Source organism: Arenibaculum pallidiluteum, assembly GCF_017355985.1.
In the GTDB taxonomy this organism is placed as follows: domain Bacteria; phylum Pseudomonadota; class Alphaproteobacteria; order Azospirillales; family Azospirillaceae; genus Arenibaculum; species Arenibaculum pallidiluteum.
This window is the reverse complement of the sequence record NZ_JAFIQU010000005.1, coordinates 266,952-286,771: the sequence shown is the minus strand read 5'-3', so window position 1 is coordinate 286,771 and position 19,820 is coordinate 266,952. Positions and strand designations below refer to the sequence as shown.

General features: G+C 60.1%; 20 protein-coding genes. 16 read left to right on the top strand and 4 right to left on the bottom strand.

Annotated features, from left to right (window positions below; genetic code table 11):
- Nucleotides 1-51: 51 nt before the first annotated feature.
- Nucleotides 52-540 (bottom strand): hypothetical protein, encoded by a 489-nt coding sequence (locus JUB13_RS13305; protein ID WP_207479632.1) that lies wholly within the window; start codon nucleotides 538-540, stop codon nucleotides 52-54.
- Nucleotides 541-854: 314 nt separating this feature from the next.
- Between JUB13_RS13305 and JUB13_RS13300 the strand changes: the two genes are divergently transcribed.
- The 12 genes from JUB13_RS13300 to JUB13_RS13245 all read left to right on the top strand — a co-directional run bounded on the left by JUB13_RS13300 (nucleotide 855) and on the right by JUB13_RS13245 (nucleotide 13,442).
- Nucleotides 855-2,345, top strand: a complete 1,491-nt coding sequence (locus JUB13_RS13300) for a CHASE2 domain-containing protein (protein WP_207479630.1) — start codon at nucleotides 855-857, stop codon at nucleotides 2,343-2,345.
- Nucleotides 2,346-2,349: 4 nt separating this feature from the next.
- Nucleotides 2,350-2,736, top strand: coding sequence for a hypothetical protein (locus JUB13_RS13295; protein WP_207479628.1), 387 nt, complete (start codon nucleotides 2,350-2,352; stop codon nucleotides 2,734-2,736).
- Nucleotides 2,733-4,325, top strand: a complete 1,593-nt coding sequence (locus JUB13_RS13290; RefSeq protein WP_207479626.1) for a M48 family metalloprotease — start codon at nucleotides 2,733-2,735, stop codon at nucleotides 4,323-4,325. Before JUB13_RS13295 ends, JUB13_RS13290 begins: the two co-directional genes overlap by 4 nt.
- Before the next feature lie 157 nt (nucleotides 4,326-4,482).
- A complete protein-coding gene (locus JUB13_RS13285; protein ID WP_207479624.1) occupies nucleotides 4,483-4,905 on the top strand; it encodes a class I SAM-dependent methyltransferase in 423 nt (140 codons plus the stop codon).
- A gap of 5 nt (nucleotides 4,906-4,910) precedes the next feature.
- A complete protein-coding gene (locus tag JUB13_RS13280; RefSeq protein WP_207479837.1) occupies nucleotides 4,911-5,231 on the top strand; it encodes an FkbM family methyltransferase in 321 nt (106 codons plus the stop codon).
- A gap of 480 nt (nucleotides 5,232-5,711) precedes the next feature.
- Nucleotides 5,712-7,391 carry a site-specific integrase gene (locus tag JUB13_RS13275; protein ID WP_207479622.1) on the top strand — a complete coding sequence of 560 codons (1,680 nt, stop codon included), beginning with the start codon at nucleotides 5,712-5,714 and terminating at the stop codon, nucleotides 7,389-7,391.
- A 278-nt stretch (nucleotides 7,392-7,669) separates the two neighbouring features.
- Nucleotides 7,670-8,545 carry a hypothetical protein gene (locus JUB13_RS13270; protein ID WP_207479621.1) on the top strand — a complete coding sequence of 292 codons (876 nt, stop codon included), beginning with the start codon at nucleotides 7,670-7,672 and terminating at the stop codon, nucleotides 8,543-8,545.
- Between the two features lie 5 nt (nucleotides 8,546-8,550).
- Complete coding sequence (locus JUB13_RS32215) at nucleotides 8,551-9,090, top strand: site-specific integrase (RefSeq protein WP_207479619.1); 540 nt, start codon at nucleotides 8,551-8,553, stop codon at nucleotides 9,088-9,090.
- Nucleotides 9,091-10,173: 1,083 nt separating this feature from the next.
- Complete coding sequence (locus JUB13_RS13260) at nucleotides 10,174-11,109, top strand: hypothetical protein (RefSeq protein ID WP_207479617.1); 936 nt, start codon at nucleotides 10,174-10,176, stop codon at nucleotides 11,107-11,109.
- Nucleotides 11,110-11,353: 244 nt separating this feature from the next.
- Nucleotides 11,354-11,953 (top strand): hypothetical protein, encoded by a 600-nt coding sequence (locus JUB13_RS13255; RefSeq protein ID WP_207479615.1) that lies wholly within the window; start codon nucleotides 11,354-11,356, stop codon nucleotides 11,951-11,953.
- Nucleotides 11,954-11,963: 10 nt separating this feature from the next.
- Nucleotides 11,964-12,164 carry a DUF6961 family protein gene (locus tag JUB13_RS13250; protein ID WP_207479612.1) on the top strand — a complete coding sequence of 67 codons (201 nt, stop codon included), beginning with the start codon at nucleotides 11,964-11,966 and terminating at the stop codon, nucleotides 12,162-12,164.
- 918 nt (nucleotides 12,165-13,082) lie between these two features.
- A complete protein-coding gene (locus JUB13_RS13245) occupies nucleotides 13,083-13,442 on the top strand; it encodes a hypothetical protein (RefSeq protein WP_207479610.1) in 360 nt (119 codons plus the stop codon).
- A gap of 44 nt (nucleotides 13,443-13,486) precedes the next feature.
- On the opposite strand, the gene JUB13_RS13240 is transcribed toward JUB13_RS13245, so the two are convergent.
- Both JUB13_RS13240 and JUB13_RS13235 read right to left on the bottom strand, forming a co-directional pair.
- Nucleotides 13,487-14,071, bottom strand: coding sequence for a recombinase family protein (locus JUB13_RS13240; RefSeq protein WP_207479608.1), 585 nt, complete (start codon nucleotides 14,069-14,071; stop codon nucleotides 13,487-13,489).
- A gap of 2 nt (nucleotides 14,072-14,073) precedes the next feature.
- Entirely contained in the window at nucleotides 14,074-14,460 is a 387-nt protein-coding gene (locus JUB13_RS13235) for a hypothetical protein (RefSeq protein ID WP_207479606.1), read from the bottom strand.
- Nucleotides 14,461-14,654: 194 nt separating this feature from the next.
- On the opposite strand from JUB13_RS13235, the gene JUB13_RS13230 reads away from it, so the two are divergent.
- Entirely contained in the window at nucleotides 14,655-15,206 is a 552-nt protein-coding gene (locus JUB13_RS13230) for a thermonuclease family protein (protein WP_207479604.1), read from the top strand.
- A 290-nt stretch (nucleotides 15,207-15,496) separates the two neighbouring features.
- Here JUB13_RS13230 and JUB13_RS13225 read toward each other — a convergent pair whose 3' ends face one another.
- The gene (locus tag JUB13_RS13225) at nucleotides 15,497-15,784 is read right to left on the bottom strand and encodes a PH domain-containing protein (protein WP_207479602.1); all 288 of its coding nucleotides are present in this window, start codon (nucleotides 15,782-15,784) and stop codon (nucleotides 15,497-15,499) included.
- 734 nt (nucleotides 15,785-16,518) lie between these two features.
- Between JUB13_RS13225 and JUB13_RS13220 the strand changes: the two genes are divergently transcribed.
- Genes JUB13_RS13220 through JUB13_RS32210 form a run of 3 tightly spaced genes read left to right on the top strand, consistent with a single transcriptional unit; the run spans nucleotide 16,519 to nucleotide 19,270 of the window.
- Nucleotides 16,519-17,634 carry an HNH endonuclease gene (locus JUB13_RS13220; protein ID WP_207479601.1) on the top strand — a complete coding sequence of 372 codons (1,116 nt, stop codon included), beginning with the start codon at nucleotides 16,519-16,521 and terminating at the stop codon, nucleotides 17,632-17,634.
- 39 nt (nucleotides 17,635-17,673) lie between these two features.
- On the top strand, nucleotides 17,674-18,663 hold the full coding sequence (locus tag JUB13_RS13215) for an HIT domain-containing protein (protein WP_207479599.1): 990 nt from the start codon (nucleotides 17,674-17,676) through the stop codon (nucleotides 18,661-18,663).
- 10 nt (nucleotides 18,664-18,673) lie between these two features.
- A complete protein-coding gene (locus JUB13_RS32210) occupies nucleotides 18,674-19,270 on the top strand; it encodes a GIY-YIG nuclease family protein (RefSeq protein WP_407928130.1) in 597 nt (198 codons plus the stop codon).
- Nucleotides 19,271-19,820 lie beyond the last annotated feature (550 nt).

Genomic DNA, 19,820 nt, shown 5'->3' with positions numbered 1-19,820 from the left:
CCCCTTCGCCGCTCCCTTTGCCGGACTCTTCGCCGAACCTGGGCGGATCCCCTATCCGCCGAAGGAGGCCAGCACCACCTCGCCGTCGCCGACGCGCTGGGCCACGGACCAGCGGGTGAAGGCGGTCGGCGGGATGCCCGGACGCTCACCATAGGCGATGCCGGTCTCGGCATCGACGAGGTACTCGCCTACGGGCGAGGAGGCGACGACGATGCAGGGTGAGGAGTCGACGAAGGCGACCATGCCGGGGACGAGCCGATCGCTGGCTTGCATCGAGGCGAGCTCGACCTTCAGGTACACGTCGAAGAGCTCGAAGACGCTGTCCGTCCCCAGCGCGCTCATGCTGCGCCGGCCGGGAACGCCGCGGAAATCCCGGCCTTTGGGGTCCAACTCGACGGCGAAATGCCCCTCGGCCCCTTCCCAGGGCGCCTCGCAGCGCATGAACAGCACGGGATAGCCGTCCCGCCCCATGTGAAGGAACACCGATCCGACGGGCACCGTGGCGAAGGTCCGGGTGGCACCGATCGCATGCGTCTTCATAGCCGCCTCCGCAGCAAGGTCTCGCCTAGCACAAAAGTATTATAAATTACCTGGAATTGATAGGAGCGGATGCAGGGTGCCGCACGTGCGGATTCGGGACGCCCTCTTCTCCCCGGACTTGGCATGCCGTCCGAACCCAGCTCAAGCTGCGAGTCCCAAAAGATTGCCACCCCGTTAAAAACACAAAATTTTATCCGGATTGTCATAATCCCTTCGGATTTGTAGCGTGCGTGCGTCTCCGGCTCGACACCCCAGGATTGCACGCCCCCGCTACCATGGTCCTTTCCGACGACGTCCCGAAGCTCCGTTCAGCAATGATCGCCCTGGTGCGGCGCGGCGGCTCATGCGCGGCAGGCGCGGCGGCCGCGGCACTCGAGCTCTTCCTCGCGGCGCTGCCGACCATCGCCATCACGGTGCTGATCGCGATCATCAATCCCTTCGGTGTCAAGGACGCTGCGGAGGATGCATCGCTCGACGTCTACGAGCGGCTGATGGCCCCGTGGTATCCGCGCGCGGGCCAGGAGCAGATCGCGGTCATCCTCATGGACGACACGAGCCTGAGAGCGCTGGGGCAGCGCTTTCCTCCTGATTTCACGACCTATGCGCGGATCGGCGATGCGCTGACGGCGATCGGGGCGGAAGCCGTCTTCTTCGACTTCAACTTCATTGACCGGCGCGGCGATGACGCTGATATCGCGTTCTTCGCGGCAAGCCTCGGCAACCTGCCGACCTTCCTTGCCGCGACCGAGCCGGCCAGCACCGCGGAGACGTGCCAGGAGGTCAATGTCGTCAACCTGCCGGACATCGCCAAGGCGGTCCGGTCGGAGCCGCATCCTCTGATCCGCAACGATGGCCGGCGCGTCGAGCTCTGGCGCCAAGAGCCCTGCGCGCGTCAGGCGGACCGCCTCCCCGGCGCGGACCAGGCGGACTGGCCGTCCGGCCTGCGCCCGGCAGCCGCCCTGGAGCTGTACCGCTGGTACTGCTGGAAGACGGATGGTTGCCGCGGCAGCGCCGACGACCCGCGTGGCAATCCGGACGCGTTCCTGGGCATGACCCTGACGATCGAATGGGGCTCCGCCTGGCCGCGCGGAGCCGAATCGGTCCATCCCGCCTATGCGAAACTCCCGTCCGTGTGCCCCGACGACAGCCCGGCCTCGATCGTCCAGCAGTTCCGGCGTTCGGTGCTGATGGCCGAGAAGAAGGCCGGGGACATCCTGTTCGCGCGCGGCTGCTCTTACCATCCGGTGATCCGGGCGGAGTGGCTGCTGGAACCGGACGCGACCGGTGCCGATGCGGATGCGATCGGCCGCCTGCTGGCCGGGCGAGTCGTGCTGGTCGGCGCCATTTTCGCGGGCCAGAACGACGTCGCGGGCACGCCCGTGTTCGGAGACATGCCGGGCGTAATGCTTCACGCCATGGCCTTCGACAACCTCATCGTGCGCGGTGCCGGATTCCTGGGCACCTGGCCGGATGGCTGGTTCGGCGGTCTCGGCAGCGACGACGCGATCGAGCTTGCGATCGTGGGCGTCATGGCGGCGCTGGGCCACTGCCTCGCGAAGCTGGTCTCCCGCTGGCGCCCCCTGACGGGGCTGGCCGTCGCATGCGTCGTGGCGGCGGCCGGCGGGCTGCTGGGCTTCGGTTGCGTTGTCTTCCTGACGGCATGGCAGCGCTTCGAGCCCGTTAATTGGGTGGGCCTGATGCTGGCCGGCATCGTCCTGTCCCACCCGCTTCTGGACGCGATCACCGAGAACTGGCGCAGGCGCGTCGAGGGTCTGCGCAGCCAACTCCGACTTAGAAAGGAGTAAGGAGATGATTCGAACGACGATACTCGCCATGGGGCTGCTGTGCGCGCTCGCGGGCCCCGTGGCCGCGCAGGCGCCGGTTACGGTCGAGGCGATCAAGGCCGGGCCCGACGGTCAGGTCGCGATTTTCGATGCCTCGGGCAAGCGGGTCGGGGCGCTTCCCCTCGATGCCTTCCCCAAGGCGCCGTTCCCGGCCGCCGGCTACGACACCGGGTCCCGGCGCGTGAAGGTCGCCACCTCCCAGGGCGAGGTCTGGCTGGCGCCGTTCCACGTCAGGACGTCCGAGCGTGCCGGCGTCATAACCGACTGCCAGGCAGCAGAGCGCATGGCCGCGGTGAAGACGGACGCGGGCCGCGCCAGGTCGTCGCGCGGCCTGAGCGGGTGCCAGCAATGAGGGCCGCGCTCTTCGCTGCGCTGACCCTGCCGCTGGCCCTGGCCGGCTGCAAGACCATGGATGCCATGACCGCGGAGATCACGGGGCGGAGCACCTATCAGGCCGTCCCCGGTCGGTTCATCGAGGTCGCCGACAAGCGGCGCGTCGCCAGCGCCGATCAGGACCAGGTCACGCGGCTCGGCGAGACGCTGGCCGGCAGGGGTCCGGCGGTCACACGCGGCCTTGACGGCAGCGTGGAACTGCCCCGGGGGCTCGAGGAGCTGCCTGGCGCCGAGCCGCTCCAACGCTATGCGGAGGGCGTGCTGGCCCGCCTGCTGCGCGGCTGGCCGCACGCGGCCCCGCGGATCAGGGTGGTCGTCTCGACCGACAGCGGCTACGGCGCCCAGGCCTATTCCGGCGATATCGTGGAACTTCACCAGGGGACGCTGGTCAACTGCACGAGCGAGGACGAGCTCGCCTTCATTCTCGCACACGAGGCCGCGCACATCCTGCTCAACCACCTCGATGCCGACCGCCACCACGAGGCCGAGGCCGCGCTCGAGGACGGGGCGGCCGGCATCGCGCTCGCCGCACTCGCGAAGGCCGCGGATGGCAAGGCGCAGGCCTCCCAGGGCGTGGCCCTCGCCTACGGCGCGTACAGGGAGCTTCAGAAGAAAGTTCTGAAGCCGTCCTGGGACCGCCAGCAGGAGGACGAGGCCGACCTGCTGGGGCACGACCTCCTGCTCCTCGCGGGATACAACAACTCGGTCTACCAGACCGTGATGGAGCGGATGCAGGACTTCGAGAAGAAGCAGGAGGAGGAGGAGCGCGAGAAGCAGCAGCAGCTCGACCGGCAGGTCACCGAGCTGATGGAGTCTGGCCAGTTCGACGCCGGCATGAACGCCGCCTTCGCGCGCCTGAAGGAAGGGCCGATGCTCGTGCTCGAGCGGCTAGTCGGGCTCGTTGGCAAGGGTCACAACTCGGCCCAGCGGCGCCTCGACGACCTCGACAGCTACGTGATGCGCGAGGAGCTCTACGAGTCCGCCGGCCGGCCCCTGAACGAGAAGCCCTACCAAGCGGCGGTTTACCAGGGGGCCGGCCTGCGCGTCCTCACGCGCGGCGTCCTGGCCCAGCGCGCCGAGACCCTGATCGGCCGAGGCGAGCATGCCGAGGCCGAGGCGCTGCTGAAGGAGGCCATGAAGGGCGGCTTTGAGGGCGACCCGGAGCTGCGGTACCAGCGGGCGCAGCTGCATGCCGCCCAGGGCAGGACCGATCTCGCCATGAAGGACCTCGAGGTCGCCCTGCGCAGCCCGGCCGCAAAGGAGAAGGTCTACGCCAAGCTGCAGCAGCAGCTTGCCCTCGCCGGAAAGCTCACTCAGGCGCTTGCGGTGCTGGACCAGGCGGATCGCAGGTTCGGCGGCGCCGAAGGCCGCTATCCGCAGCGCATCGCCCTGCTGGCCGCGGCCGGCCAGCACAGGGACGCGGGGGCTGTGTACGACCGCTGCCGTGCGCTGAAAGGCAACCCCGTCGTCCGTCATTGCGACCTAGCGGCCAGGGAGGCGCTCGCTAGGCAGCAGGCGCCGTCTGCGCCGCCAGTGGTCGGCAGCTGAGCCGAGGCCGGGCGGGGCCCCGATGGGTGCCCCGCGCCGTGCCATAAGATGCCGCGCGCCGGGCGTGCTATAGAGGGCGCTCCGATCCCGGCATTGGCAGTGGAGCCAAGCAGATGGACGCCCAGACCCTCATCCTCCACGAGCAGGAAATGGTGCGGTGGGACGGGGCAAGGGGCGAGGCTTGGCAGGCTCGACGCTGCACCGCCTCGCGCCCCAGGGAATGGGCGCGGGCGGCGACTTCGAGATCGCGACCAATGGCGAGGACGCGGTTCTCCAGAGCCTCGGCCGGAAGTTTGGCGCGCAGCCGTGCGCGATCGTCTTCGACGTCGGCGGCAATCGCGGCACTTACACGAAGGCGGCCCTGAACCGCTTCCCCAACGCGGAGATCTACGTGTTCGAGCCTACCCGGCATGCCCATGCCGATTTCATCGGCAACGTATCGGACAGCCGGTGCACGGCGCTCAATTTTGGGCTTTCGGATACCGGCCGGGAGGTCGTGCTCCATTCGACCGTCCCGGCATGCGGCCTCGCCCCGATCTACAAGCGGCAATTGGATCACTATAACATGAGCATGGACTAAAGAAGATCGTAACCCTGAGGCGGCTCGACGACGTCTGCCGGGAACGGCAGATCTCCAGGATCGACCTGCTGAAGCTCGACACCGAAGGGAACGAGCTGGCCGTACTGAACGGCGCCGGCGCCATGCTGGCCCCCGACACCATCCGGGCGATCCGGTTCGAGTTCGGAGGGACATGCATCGACGCGCGGATCTTCCTCCAGGACTTCTGGTACCTCCTGAAGGACTATTCGCTGTTCCGCATCCTGAAGAACGGACTCGTCAAGGTGGAGGCACTCAGAGCTCGACGAGAACTTCGCGATGCAGAACTTCCTCGCCCTTGCGCCTGAACTGGTGCCGTAAACGGGTCTCGCGGTTCGGTGCCGACAAGTGATCGCCGACGGCAGCGGTTTGAAATGAGTCCGCGAAGTCCGGTCGCAGCAAGACCGCGCGCATCGTAGCAACCGAGAGGAGCATCTTACGTCGGGTGAGTGTCATCGGCGCACAGCCTCGAAGCCCGGCGAGTTCCGCATTGCCGACTGGTCCGCGAGACGATCGCATGGGCGGGATCGTGGAAGAGGCGCGGCGGAATGAGCCGCGATTCCGCAGGGTCGCGCAACATGCCGCGGGGACTGCGACGGCGTACTGCACAAAAACAAAGCCCCGCACGAGGCGGGGCTTTGTTTTCTGGCAATCGGTGGCGTCCCCTAGGGGAGTCTCCCCCATTTCAGCCGTGTAGGTGGCGGAAATGCTAGGGAGAGGACGGCTTGCAGCTAAGCGGATCGAGGGCCGGACGGGCAATTGCTACGGCATTTGCTACGACGGACCACATGACCGGCATCGCAAACCTGCAACTCAGAGCAAACGGGATCTACTATCTACGTCTGTTCATTCCATCGGATCTCAGAGGCCGCTTTGGGCGAAGCGAGATCACGCGGACGCTTCGAACTTCCGACAAATCCGTCGCAGAAAGGTCATTAGCCCTGACCAAAGCTGTAGGGCTAAGGCTCTTCGCCATGACGCGAGCCAATCCGAACCTGTCCGAAGCCGACCTCAAGGAGATCACCCGACGCCAATTCGCTAAGGCACTGGCTGAGGCCGATGACCTGCGGCTCAGGACGTGGATCAACTTCGAAGCTCCTGCGGATGCCATTGATCTGCAATCCGAGCAGTTGGACATGGCCCGAAGCAACCTGCGCACGAACCGTCTCTATGGGGCCGAGGAAACCATCAGGGAGATCGAGGCAGCAGAAGGTATCTCTATCCCCCTCGGCACCCCGGCCCATAGGAAGCTGGCACACCTGCTGACCAGGGCTGACGTGGAGATCAAACGGATCATCTTCGACCGCATGTGCGGAGACCTGGATGCCGGTCCGGAAGATCCCATGTTCGTGGATGGTCAGGAGCCCGCTCCCCTGCCCACACCCCAGGATGCCGAGGTCAAGGCTAAACCGCCCCTGACGCTGACTGCGATCTACGCGAAGTACGACGCAGAGCGCGGCTTGCCGCCGAAGAGCAAGGCCAAATTCGATACGGCTGTTAGGCGGTTCTGCGACGTGAACGGCGACCTCCCTATCGCGGCGATCACGAAGGCTCATGTCCGCGATCTCAAGGACGCTCTGCTCAAAATGCCGAGGACGCTAACCGCTGCTCAGCGCGCTATGCCGATCCCTGAAATCGTGAGGGCGTTCGAAGGCAACGACGCGGAACGGCTGAGCGCGGGATCAGTCAATGCCGACATCGCCGCCCTGAGCGCCATCTTCGGCTGGGCTCAGAACAATGACTACTGCGCTACGAACCCGGCCCATGGGATCAAGGTGGCGGAGGCTAAGAACGTCGATAAGCGGCGCCTGCCATACGATGCTGCGGACCTTGCTCGGATCTTTAACTCCCCCGTCTTCCGAGGAAGGCGCTCCGAGCACTATTCGACCAAGCCGGGCTCAATGATGCTCCGGAATGCGGACTATTGGCTGCCCCTGCTGGCGCTCTTCGCGGGCGCTCGGCTGGAAGAGCTTGGTCAGTTGCGCGCATCCGATGTGCGGCATGACGACGGGGTGACCTACATCGATATCAACACGTTGGACGAGGGAAAGAGCGTCAAGACGCGCCAATCGCGGCGAAAGGTGCCACTCCATCCGGAATTGGTCCGTTGCGGCTTCCTGGCCCACGTCGATGAACGACGGAAGGCGGACAGTCCCTTGTTGTTCCCGGATCTCAAGGGTGACAACAAGGGCCATGCCACCGGCAATTGGAGCAAGTGGTGGGGCCGATACGCTCGGGCCATCGGTATCACCGACGGGCGGAAGGTGTTCCACTCATTCCGGCATGGGTTCAAGGATGCCTGCCGGGCTGCACGGATCGAGGAAGAGGTTCACGATGCCCTAACTGGCCATTCGGATGGCGGGGTTGGCCGCTCCTATGGCGGAAACGGGGTGCCGTTGGCTGTACTGAGCGAGGCTATGGCGAAGATCACCTATAAGGGCCTGGATCTCTCGCACCTTCACCCCTGAGCCCATCTAAGCCCGTAGAATGCCCCGCGGCTGAGTCCGGCTCGCCTGGCTAGATTGCTAGTAGCGAGGCGTGGCGGACTCTCCACGGATTTACCTGCTATTCTTCCATTCCTAGACGCATCAAAGAGACCCGAGCCGCACACTGAATGCATTCAAGATAACCAGAAGCAGGACAATCAACGTACGGCACCACTAGTGCTAGTAAGCACCGTCAACATAGCAGGTTTCCGGCGCGCAGCAGAATACGCATGGTCACATGGGCTAGGGAGGGAAAATCTATGCTAAAATTTCCCAAGCTTCCTCTGACCGCATTTGGGAAGCAAATGTATTCTCGCGCTTACAGATTGCAGGCCCGCATAGATGGCGCCAGAGAGTACGCAAAATTACTTTCCGATGACACCGCGAAAATAGCCGCAGTAAAGTACGCTGATATCGCCGAAAGCGCATTATCGGCCGACCAACTCGAGCGGTCCGCGCAAACTATTATTCTAGCAGAACGGCTAATCATAAATACATACTCCGACGCTCAAATATCTGCCCTTGCAGCGTCCCTGGCAGCCAAAGCAAGTGCCCTACTCCCCTCAGTTCATGGCAAACCAGTTCTGGATCTATTAGCAACGCTATCCAGCGACCCCAAAAAACAAGGCCACGACCTAAGAGCCGTCGTAATAGAAGCGTTTGATCTTTATGAGAAGCAAGTCATTTACCTCTACGACACACGAGAACGCACATCGTCGCGAATATTTTGGCTTACGATTATATTAGCATCTTTCATATGCGCCCTGGCATACCTGATATATACGAGACCAGACCTCGCTGCAAAGTTGTACCAAATCAAAGAAGTTAGCACAGAGGACATGGATAGCGATGTTATGGTTGCAACATTTGTTCTTGGAGGGCTTGGCGCCTGCTTGAGCGCCCTCCTAACACTCACAACTTTGGGCCAATCACCAAGCGCCTATGAAGGGCTAGCTGTTACTGTAGCACGGCCTCTTGTCGGGGCAGTTACCGGGCTAGTTGCCGTAATGTTTGTGCAGGCCAGTTTGGTAACATTCAAGAGCATCGGAGCAGTAGGTCTGGTGGCCTTCTTATTCGGCTTTAGTGAACGTCTGCTTATCGGCGCAGTTCAGCGATTTGAGTCTTCTCAACGATAACAGCCTTGGGCAGCAAGCCCGCTTCGTCAAAGGTAAAGACTCGGCGCATCGAAGGGCTTACCGAATTTCAACGCCTTCTGAATGCCGTAGAACATGGTCGCAATCCCCTCATGGGCTCGTTGCTCCGGTTCGCCATCGAAACCGGCATGAGGCGAGGCGAGTTGGTCAATGCGCGGTGGCAGTTTGTGGATTGGGCGAGGCGCACCCTGCATATCCCCGAAACCAAGAATGGGCACCCCCGGACAATTCCCCTTTCCGGAGAGGCCATTCGCATTCTTAGGGGCATCCTAGATGGGGGTCACGACTCAGTGAGGATCTTTCCTCTCTCAGCCAACGCTGTCCGTCTCGCCTGGGGACGATTGATCAAGCGAGCCAGGATCACAAACCTCCGCTTGCATGACTTACGCCATGAGGCTGTCAGCCGGTTCTTCGAAAAGGGGCTGAGCGTCCCCGAGGTCGCCCTTATCTCGGGCCATCGGGATTATCGGATGCTAGCCCGGTACACGCATTTGAGGCCGGAGGACGTAGCCAAGAAGCTCGATTGAGCTAAGGGCCTCAGGAGGCCATAGGGAGCCCCGTGGTTGAGTCTGATTGCTTCGGCTAGGCAGGGAACCCGGCAGGTCGTCGGCCTCACTGCGCGGAGGCTATGGCGAGTCACAGAATGCATCAAAGAGGCAGTTTCGGACGCCGCCCGGCCGTTTACAATCCGTTAGCTTTTAAGTAAGATTTGAATAACTATTGGTGTGGCACCTTTGCGTCGGCTTCAAGAGAAGCTAATGCAGTCGGTCACGGACGCGAGTTCGTGGCCCTTTTTTTTGGTTCTTGGAAAACATGGAGAACACTAAGACCGGCTCAGGCATCAGCCTGAACCGAGAGACGCTGCTTGCTCAGAACCCCACGTTAGACGCTCGCCTATCCGAGCAAATCGACGCAAGCGCCGGACAAGAAGCCTGCTGGCGGTGGAACGGTGCCACCAACAATGGCCGTCCAGTCATCAGCTACTCAATGGATGGAAAGAAAAAGCTTGGGAAGGTTTCCCGTATTCTGTGCGCACTCAGGGATGGAACCCTCCGAGGGGACATGGATGTGGGCCACCATTGCCACAACCGATGGTGCGTAAACCCTCAGCATCTTGATCCGATGCCTCCCGAAATGCACCGGGCGTACGATAAGGCACCTAACGCGTGGAAGCGTCGAGCACGGGCAATTGGGAACGAAATGAACTCCTTAGTTCGCCGCCTTAAGGCTTCGGATTGGGAAAAATACGCCAACCCTGATCAGGCCGTAGACGATAGGACGCTAGCCGCAGCCATAGCAAAAGGCTACGGAATGCCATGGTATCGTGCACTTCGAATTGCAAAATTCCAAGAGCCATGTCCGAATACAGCCGAGTTCCGGGAATTCATAAGGAGCCTTCCTTAAATAGGCCCTTCGAAACTCTGAACGAAGGCATCCACACAGTCATCAAAACAATGCAAAGCGCAGCAGCCGCAAGGCTGGCTGCGCGACTACACATCAACGAGAGGTTCAGATAACTGCCATATAACCATGTAGCCATACGAACATACTATCATCTTGCTCTATGGCCTTGCAGCCATAGTGCCATGCCCTAAACTAGAACAGCCCAAATGACTGACAACACCACCATCTACGGGAACGCTCCCGAAGGTGAATATAACGCCATGCTTGTTAGCGCCGAGCCCGCTCGCTTCAACGGCTCCAAGGCACCCAACCGCTTCGTTGTTGGCTTCGCCCTGATGAACGAGCAAGGAACGGACACTTGCGAAGATCCTAACGGCGATACGCTCTATGCCGTCGCTGTCTGCAACATCACCAAGGGAGGTTTCAACCCTAAGAGCAAGAGCGTCAAGATCCGGAAGGCGCTACTGACTGCCGACGAGTACGACCCCTTTAAGCACGCCAGGTGGGTTCCCGAATGGGACCACTTCCTAAAGCTCCGCCCGGATGGCACCAGCCAGGTGTTCAAGATCCGCACTCAGTGGAGGTCCGAAGGAAGGAAGGCCGTCAGCGTCGTAACGCACATCCAGCGCCCGCGAGACGGACAATGGGCCTGCATCGAGGGCGAGTTCGAGGGGCCGAATGCACCTTCCAGCAGGCGGAGGGAGATCAAGCCTGCTCCCGAGGCTCCTAAAGAGCCTGCTCAGGCCATACCCGCGTCTAGCGAGGGCTCACCGGCCACAAAGGCGCTCCCTCCCGTTTGGACTGAACGGCCACCTTTCAAGTGGCTGAGCCGGACAGGTAAACGGCTCACGCTGACTGATGACCAGATCAACCGTCTCCCAGCGGCGGAAGTCAACCTTTACTTCGTCTGGGATAGGTCGGGAGACAAGAGCCGTCCGTGGTTCGACCAGAACAGCGGCGAGCTACTTACGTTGGACGAAGCTGCACTATCTACCTTTGGACTAGACGCAACAGCCCAATACAAGGTCGATCATCTAAAAGCATTTTGCGCCAGGGAGCTTGAAGCGGATGAAGATTATCAAATCGTAAAATCTCTCGGGATCGCAGACTGCTTGGGCGATCTGGACGACATGGACGAATAGCTGAAATTGCCTGGCGAATGAGGGCGCAACGTGACTCGACCGTGAGCGTCCCTCACTCCACCACCAGATCGACCTTACCATTGCCCCCACCGTATGGGGGTGTCTTTCTCGCCGTTACATGGCATGCGCAATCTACTCGGCGCTGATCCCAGTTCGGCGTTCAAGGGCAGCCGCCTTCAAGCACCCAATCGTACGAAGTTGCGTGACATGCTAAACTTCTCGCCCGGGTTGAGCGGAGGCTTTTGTGCTGCGCAAGGTTCTGATCACATCGCTGCTCACGCTGGCGGCATGCCAGACAACTAATGCCCCACCGCAGAAGCTGGCCCACTCTGCGGGCTCGCTGGACCTGCACACATGTCCGGTGACCGGCTGCGTGGCACAGGCCTTCATCGAGCGACTACCTCTGCTCACGCCAGACGAAGTCATGACCTACTGGCAAACGGCTGAGATGCCGACGCAGATCATGCCCGGCCGCTTCATCACCGGCCGCTTTCGAGTCTTTGAGGATATGAGCACCAATGCTCAATCCACGGCCACAATCGCCAAGGTTCTGGCGCATCGCGGCGCTGATGGGCTCCGCATCAGCCATACAGTCGCCGTCAAGGATGGAATGCGCACAACGGTTTTCTACGACAACGGCACGCCAGGCGCCCCCATGACCGAGAGCGCGGCGGGTGTGTGGCCCGAGAGATACGCGGTGGTGGTTTCGAAGAGCAGTCAGCTTGTCGCCACAGACCTGTTCGCCGGCGGATCAAAACCATTCAGGATCGAGTTGATCGGTGATGATGAATGGGGCGCTGCCAAGAAGGTGGCTGAATTCGCGCAACGGTACACCGCCCATTGAACACGCAACCATGATCGAAGCAGACATTTATCGCGCGGCCAACCTGTTGATCCAGCAACACGGTGACGAAGCAGCGATCCACGCGGCAATGCGTGCGGATGAATTGCGTGAACAGGGTGACGAAGCAGGCTACGCGACCTGGAAACGGATCGTTACAGCCATAGACGCTCTTCAAGCCCAATCCATTCCGCCAGGCAGCAGCCGTCAATAGGCTGCCTCCGACTCGTCAGGCTGGCTATTCGCTGATGTGCCGAGCGTGAAAGCTGATCAGGCCCCGGGCACCGCAGCCGCGACACTTCAAGTTTGGGCCGATTTCCGCCAGCCGGATCGTGTGGCCATAGCTGGCCAACAGGGCAATGAGATTAAGAGGCCCCGTGCGGAGGCAATAGCCGCACTGCACCCTCACGACCATAGCAGGGCGCACCAGATCCCCGAGCCGCATGTGGGCGACATGGCTGGCGTCCTTGTCATGGCTTTCTGGCATCAGATGGCAATCGGCTGTCATATGTTCCCTTTCTGTTCTACCATCCGTCCAGTGGGAGGGACAAGCCATGAGTTTTCGAACCGTTCCCCTGGATCAGGCCCGGCTCAGCCATTGCACACACCCGGAGGCAGTTCGATTAACTTGTCTGGGTTGCCGGCACATGGACCACCCTGAGAGCCTGCCGCCTCTGGTAGTGGCCTTGGGACCCGAAACTCCGCTGGCAGACCTGATCCCCCGCTTCGTCTGCCGCAACTGTGGGACCAGGGGACAGGTTGCCGTCGAGGTTCGAGTCCCAGCATAGCCACTCAAAGGCACGTCCGTACCGCAGGACAGGCGAAGGCGGCCAGTGAGCCAGATACGGCTAAATGCGTTCTCGATAAGCGGATCAGGGCTTGGTCGTTGCGCACACGGCAGCCCTGCTTGAGTACCACCGTCGCGTCGCCGAAACCGGATCAGAATTGGCGCAGGCGGACCACTTCGCCAACATTGCGGCACGTCGAGAAGATGGCAGAACTCCGAGAGAGAGATTGGGGCCACCCAGCAGGAGAGTGAAATCTCTACTCCGGCGTGGTGTATTGCATTTATAAAATTGCCGCGGCAGAATTTACCAGAAACAGTGCTAATTCTGATAGTAGGGCCTACATCATGGACATAGTGGCCAGCATTATTGTGGGCCTTATGATCGCTGCTGCCCCTTTCGTACTGATTGCGGCCGCAATCGCATGGATCTTAGGCCCCATCATTATCCTGATTTTACTAGATCGCTTCCTTGATCAACCACTTACACTTATCATGGCGGAGCTTTGCGGTGCGGTAGCACTCGTTGTTACAGCTATTGCTGGATTTGCTTTGGAAGGGAACAATAAAGACGATGTCACGCTCTCAGTATTTATCGTCCTTGTAATAGTATGGACCCCGCCAATATTACTGTATCAGAGATACAAGCGGTCTAAGGCGCTGGCCAAGAATGGCAGCCGCATCACTGTTATAAGCCCCTCGCGCTGATCACAACCAAGCCTACTTCTTAACTCAGCTAATCAAGCTGCATTCTATAACTGCCGCTTGACCCTTTGCACGACAGACACCCCCACGCCGAGCGACTTGGCGATCTTCTGAATGCCCATGCCAGCCGCGAGGGAAGCTCGTACAGCGGCTTCCTTGTCTGCGGCTATCTGCGGCCGTCCGAGACGCTTACCCTGCGCCCTGGCCCTCGCTAGGCCCGCGTTGACGCGCTCCCGGATCATGGCCCGCTCGAACTCAGCGAACACGCCTAGCATTTGGAACATGGCCTTGCCGGCTGGCGTAGACGTGTCGATCCCCTGCTGATGCAGGAAAAGGTCAATGCCAAGGCCGTGAAGCTCGGCAAGGAAACTGACAAGATCCTGTAGGGAGCGCCCTAGCCGGTCCACGGACCACGCCGCCACCATATCGAACTTGCGCCTAGCAGCGTCCCTCATGAGCCGGTCAAAGGCGGGGCGTTTCTCGCGCCCCTTGGCCCCACTGATCCCGTGATCCTCGTAGACCTCCACTACCGTCCAGCCTGACCGTGTAGCAACCGCCTCAAGCTCGCGACGTTGGTTCTCAGCATTCTGTCCGTCAGTTGACACTCGAAGATAAATTGCTACCAGTGGCATGGTTATTCACCAGACAGGCTGATTTTAACAAGTTCAAAGGCGACGCCTTCCACTATATGACCGGCAATTGCGTAGGACAGCACCAAAGCAATTACGAGCAACTCCACATAGATTATTAGCTTGAATGGCTCAGACAGCGCATCCATTCTGCGGACCAGTCGATCACACCACCGCACAATAAATAGCGAAGGGTAAATCGATAGGAGAACCAAAAACAACATCGCCAGTTCATCAACAAACCTATTACTTGTTCGTATTGCCAGAGCCTCAACAATTGCAGCGAGCGTGACCCATTCTAGATAAGTAAATGCTGCCTTTATTGATGCCGTGCCATACTTGTGAATAGCATCCCCAAATGCAGGGGAGCCCATCGACCAGAAGCTCTTCATGATGCACCGTGTTCGCATTTATGAAAAACAAATGGGGAATATGCGTACGGATTTCAACTGATTTCCGTACAGTCCGACTGACTCGACCAACGCCGCAGGTTTCCTCGATCGGGATGCACCGATTGCAGAGGGGATTTCGGTACACCCTCAAAGCGGCTTCGGAACCGCAGAGCATTCCGGTATAGGTCGGCGCGATGAACGTGCCGCCCTCCCCATCCATACCCGGAACGCTTCTCCTTGCCGCGCTGGCGCTCGCGGCCTTTGGCTACGCGGCACCAGCCTCAGCCAAAGGAGCCGAGATTGTCGGCGTCGCATCGGTCATCGATGGCGACACCCTAGAGATCCGTGGGCGACGCATCCGCCTTCATGGCGTCGATGCTCCTGAGAGCGCCCAGCAATGCAAGGATGCTTCAGGGCGTCCATATCGATGCGGACAGAAGGCAGCCTTGGCACTGGCCGACAAGATCGGCCGGCGCAACGTCCGATGCCAGGAACGGGACCGCGACCGCTACAAGCGCATCGTGGCCGTCTGCCGAGTCGGAAATGAGGATCTGAACGCCTGGCTGGCCAGCGAGGGCTTAGCCCTGGCCTACCGGACCTATAGCCGTGATTACGTGGCGGCTGAGGATCGAGCCAAGCTGACCAAAGCGGGGTTGTGGGCTGGCGAGTTCCAGGCTCCCTGGGATTGGCGGAAGAAGCATAGGTCCCGGAACAGCAGCAATATACACTTGGGAGGAAATAGATAGCTCTCTCACGAGCCGAAGCGCCTCCCCACGCATTGCGTTGAACCCCCTAGCATGGGCCAGGCCCGGGCACGCCGTTCATTATTATACACTCGCCAGAAGGAGCGTAATTGGGCGTGTTAACCTGATATCTTGCAGCTGTCCGCCTAAATACCTGATGCAGGCCGGCGGGAAGGACCAAAGGATCAAACGGAAGGCTCGCAGGTTTACTATATAAAAGAAAAAGGGTCAGCCAATTACGATGCCGACCCTGAGTATTAATCTAAAGGACGAGCGGCAACTATCCCGACGTGTCAGGCTGGCCGTGCAGCATTCTCAATAGCTTCATTCACGCGATTGCGAAAAAGCAGCGGATCATCAATACCGGGAATAGGCGTTGCGCTCACACCCGAACCTGATACGAGCACCGAGCCTGCACCGAAGAGACGCCCAATCACACCCTGCCGCACCTGAATACTATCGACCTTCTCAAGTCTCTGCTCGATCGTTGAGCGCCTTATAAAGCCAAACTTCGCGATCACTCGCTGGTTCGTCAGAGCCAACTCAGTCGTAAGCTTCTTTGCGATAGCCTTGAGCAGCAAAATTCAGCCCAGAACAAGAAAAGGCCAGGAGAATACGCCAATCAGTAGACAAATAATTGGAGCGACATATATGGACCAATGGACCTTTGCTTCATAGATAACCTCTTCGCCTTTCGTCAGATTGCTGCGAACGTAGCTCATATCGTCTCCCACGCATTGCTGACCTGGCTAAGCCGTCTGCCAGACCTTCGACGGAAAACGATATGCGGGCCGGAGCGCGCTTACAACCATCGAAAGTGGTAAATGCCGCGTTACACTCGCACCGTCGATCTACTGAACCTATGGTTCTCATGCCTTTCCCAAACGAGGCGGGTGGTCCAATACACGCTTAGTTTCCAGCCCTCCCGTGCTGGCGATACCGCCTTACCATCGCGTCAGTAACGTCCTCTGGATAGCAGAGGGGCGCGTAACCACCCTTCCGGCTGTAGGCGCTTCGCCCGCCACACCGGCTCCCATTCCGAGCCGAGTTGTAGGGGCACGGACAGTTGCCGGGATACGAGTCAATGGACTCCTGGATGATGGCCTTGCGAATGTCCGAGTCGGACCGAGGCGGCTCCTTCGCCCACGCCACCGAGCAGGCAAGCCCGACGACCACCCCGGAAACGAGCAAACTCCGCATCCCTTGCCCCCAAGGTGCAACTTTGCCGGTTAAAGAACATATCGCATTTCCTTCACGAGAGGTATCGTATTAAGCTCAAATCGCGCTTGTGGTCTGACCCTAGAATAGAGCAGCTATGTCGATCGATGCGGTTCGCGCCTATATCACGAACAAGGTCTTTGAGCCCGCATTGGCGAGCCCCGCGGTAAGCGACGAAGTTAAATCAACCGTTAGGAACTCCGTACGCTGGCTAAACCAGTTCAGGCGTGTCGGTGACTTACTTCATTATATGGATAGGTTTCGCGAAGCTCCTGATACTCCGGTTTATACCGGCTTGAAGAACGCTGGCCTTCTAACGTTTGAGGACATCCGCGACGACCTCCTGATGAAATTTGCCGCCTTTCGAGACGAGCGGACGATTTTGGAAGATTTTGTTGTCGGACAAGAGTACAGGTCAGATGATTTAGTTATTTTCGCGGAGATTTATGATAACCGCAGTGGCGGTATACTTCCAATCGGCAAAGTCGGGCGCTACAAGGCCGTATTTATCAAGGCGACTCTGAATGGCGGGAAGTACGCCAACGAGTGGCTCACAGCAGGAGAAAGGCTCAAGTATTTCCTAAAGAGCCGAACAAACAGACACAGCGGCGCCATCGAGTTTAAGGAGAGCTATATCGAGAACGCGGCCATAATCGAATATCCGGACACACCTATCTACGCATTTACCAGGCCCGATGAACGATCCACATTTACGCTTGCAGGCATCTTTCGGAACGCTGGCGTCCACACCGAACCCGATGGTTCTAAGTGGTTCGACCTTGTCCTGCGCGACCAACGTAAGAATGCTCCGGCCCGCACAGAGACGCAGCTTAAGGAGGATTTGGAGCAGGCGGTTCGCAAGGCGCGCGCATCCTCTAGGGCCGAGCGGAAAGCACGCCTTGATGTAGCGCCGAAGAAGCCCGCGACTGTGACCGTATTGGCGAAAGCTTTCATCCGGAATGCCGACGTGATAGCGGAGGTCCTAGATCGCGCCAACGGTACCTGCGAAGGCTGCAATGAGAGCGCGCCATTTGATCGGCGCTCAGATGGCACCCCTTACCTTGAAGTCCACCATAAAGTGCCCCTCGCGGCAGGCGGCGACGATACGGTTGAGAACGCGGTGGCGCTTTGCCCGAACTGCCATCGCAATGAGCACTACGGCGCGCCGTTATGGCCTGTGGAACAGGCTATGCCGACGAAACCATCATCATAAATCGGTCAGTAAGTATCTCCAAAAGTCTGCGAGACCATTATGTCGAGCAACGCCTACCAGCGGCTCCGGATCTTCCTGGAACGCGAAATGCGCCAATCGCACATCTATCAGCCGGTGATGATCCGGACCTTGTTGGAGCGCGGCGGGATCGCTCACAGGCGGGATATAGCCCGCGAGTTCCTGACCAGGGATCGCAGCCAGCTTGAATACTATGAGCAGATCGTGCGGGAAATGCCCGGCCGAGTGCTAGCCAATCGCGGCATGGTCGAGCGGGATGGACAAACCTACCGGCTAACGGTCGATCCAGCGGCCATGACCGACGCGGAGCGAGCCGACCTAATCGCACTATGCGACTGCAAGGTTGCTGCATACCTCGATGCCCGCCCCGATCCTTGGAGCCATAGGCGCAAGTCGGACGGCTATATTCCCGGCAGCCTACGCTATGACGTTCTCAAACGTGCCGGCGGACGCTGCGAGGCTTGTGGCATTTCGGCTGAGGCAAAGGCTCTCGAAGTCGATCACATCGTTCCGCGCAACAACGGCGGTAGCGACGATCCGAGCAACCTCCAAGCCCTCTGCTATACCTGCAACGCTCAAAAGCGCGACCGAGACGACACCAACTTCGGCGCAATCCGACGCAGCTATGATGATCGAGACGCAGGCTGCGTGTTCTGCAACCTGCCTCAAAGCCGCATCGTAGCCGAGAACGAACTCGCCACCGCGATTAGGGACGGCTTTCCGGTCACCGAGGGCCATACGCTGGTCATGCCGCGCCGTCATGTGGCTGACTACTTCGACCTGCATGTCCCAGAGCGAAACGGGATCGAAAGCCTGCTGCATGACCAGCGCAGACAGCTACAGGAAGCAGATCGGTCGATTGCTGGCTTCAACGTCGGCACCAACAGCGGCGGAGCAGCCGGGCAGACGATCTTCCACGTTCACGTACACCTGATCCCGCGACGTGTTGGAGACGTGGAGAGCCCCCGTGGCGGAGTTCGCGGCGTAATCCCAGCCAGGCAGAGCTATTGATCGGAACCGCATGAGAGCGTCCTACGTGCGTTCCGATCTTGCCAGCCTTCCAATGCCACCCGTCTCGTTAGAGACGATCCTGACGCGCCCTAGCCCCGTCCCTGCGGCTCCTGGGCTGTATGGATGGTACTTCCGCGAAGTCCCTCCGAACGTGCCGACGGATGGCTGCGAGACGTTTGGCGGCCTGACGCTGCTGTATGTGGGCATTTCGCCACGACGGATGCCAGAAGGCAGGAAGAGCGGGCAGCACCTTCGGAGCCGCATTCGCTATCACTACCGAGGAAACGCCGAAGGCTCGACGCTCCGGCTGACACTAGGATGCCTACTCGCAGATCGCCTCGGCCTTGAACTGCGGCGAGTCGGAAGCGGGAAACGAATGACCTTAACCCCAAAGGGCGAGGCCAAGCTATCGGCCTGGATGGCTGAGAATGCCTTCGTAACGTGGATCGAGCACCCGGAGCCCTGGCAGTTGGAGGCCGAGCTAATCGCCTCTGTGCCATTGCCGCTGAACCTCGATCAGAACGCCCATCATGAATTCCATGGGGCGCTAACAGCCTTGAGGCGCGAGGCAAAGCAACGGGCGCGGGAACTGCCCATCTATTCCTAGCCCGAGTTGAGGCCCTTACCGCTAACGAAGGGCCAGGCATGGGCCAGACCGCCCCTTGCCGATCCCATATACGCGCTCGCCAGGCAGTGACCGCACGGGACTGTTAACCAGCGTATTGATCGCTCAAGGGGACGCCTTTTGGCAGTTCCCTTAAAGGGCCGCTGGGGCGCCGGAAACCTGGCTCTGGTTCACATTCGCAGCGCAGGACAGGTGATCTCGCGCTCCCATGCGTGAGCGCCAAGGTGGAAACCTGTGCTCTTTGCGGCTGCTACGGTCGCTGCTACGATGGAAAGGCTCGTCGGCTCCAAGCCGCCAGCTAGAAAGCCAGCGTTTCTGCGCCTTGGCAGAAGTGGCGTCCCCTAGGGGATTCGAACCCCTGTTACCGCCGTGAGAGGGCGCGTTGGCCGTATCCCGCCGCCCTTCCCTGTGCCGCCGAACCCTAGCGTTTCCGCCATTTCCGTCTGTATCATGCCGCCACATATCCCGTCGTGCCACGGGGAGTACTGGACAAATACTGGACAGAGCGATTGCCGCGACTCGGCCAGCAGGG

Bases quoted from the DNA above. Each gene is read 5' to 3' on its own strand.
- JUB13_RS13215 (WP_207479599.1), top strand. From the start codon at position 17,674: ATGTCGAGCAACGCCTACCAGCGGCTCCGGATCTTCCTGGAACGCGAA.
- JUB13_RS32210 (WP_407928130.1), top strand. From the start codon at position 18,674: ATGAGAGCGTCCTACGTGCGTTCCGATCTTGCCAGCCTTCCAATGCCA.
- JUB13_RS13240 (WP_207479608.1), bottom strand. From the start codon at position 14,071: ATGCCACTGGTAGCAATTTATCTTCGAGTGTCAACTGACGGACAGAAT.
- JUB13_RS13260 (WP_207479617.1), top strand. From the start codon at position 10,174: ATGACTGACAACACCACCATCTACGGGAACGCTCCCGAAGGTGAATAT.
- JUB13_RS13305 (WP_207479632.1), bottom strand. From the start codon at position 540: ATGAAGACGCATGCGATCGGTGCCACCCGGACCTTCGCCACGGTGCCC.
- JUB13_RS13235 (WP_207479606.1), bottom strand. From the start codon at position 14,460: ATGAAGAGCTTCTGGTCGATGGGCTCCCCTGCATTTGGGGATGCTATT.
- JUB13_RS13295 (WP_207479628.1), top strand. From the start codon at position 2,350: ATGATTCGAACGACGATACTCGCCATGGGGCTGCTGTGCGCGCTCGCG.
- JUB13_RS13220 (WP_207479601.1), top strand. From the start codon at position 16,519: ATGTCGATCGATGCGGTTCGCGCCTATATCACGAACAAGGTCTTTGAG.
- JUB13_RS13245 (WP_207479610.1), top strand. From the start codon at position 13,083: ATGGACATAGTGGCCAGCATTATTGTGGGCCTTATGATCGCTGCTGCC.
- JUB13_RS13250 (WP_207479612.1), top strand. From the start codon at position 11,964: ATGATCGAAGCAGACATTTATCGCGCGGCCAACCTGTTGATCCAGCAA.
- JUB13_RS13275 (WP_207479622.1), top strand. From the start codon at position 5,712: ATGACCGGCATCGCAAACCTGCAACTCAGAGCAAACGGGATCTACTAT.
- JUB13_RS13230 (WP_207479604.1), top strand. From the start codon at position 14,655: ATGAACGTGCCGCCCTCCCCATCCATACCCGGAACGCTTCTCCTTGCC.
- JUB13_RS13290 (WP_207479626.1), top strand. From the start codon at position 2,733: ATGAGGGCCGCGCTCTTCGCTGCGCTGACCCTGCCGCTGGCCCTGGCC.
- JUB13_RS13270 (WP_207479621.1), top strand. From the start codon at position 7,670: ATGCTAAAATTTCCCAAGCTTCCTCTGACCGCATTTGGGAAGCAAATG.
- JUB13_RS13300 (WP_207479630.1), top strand. From the start codon at position 855: ATGATCGCCCTGGTGCGGCGCGGCGGCTCATGCGCGGCAGGCGCGGCG.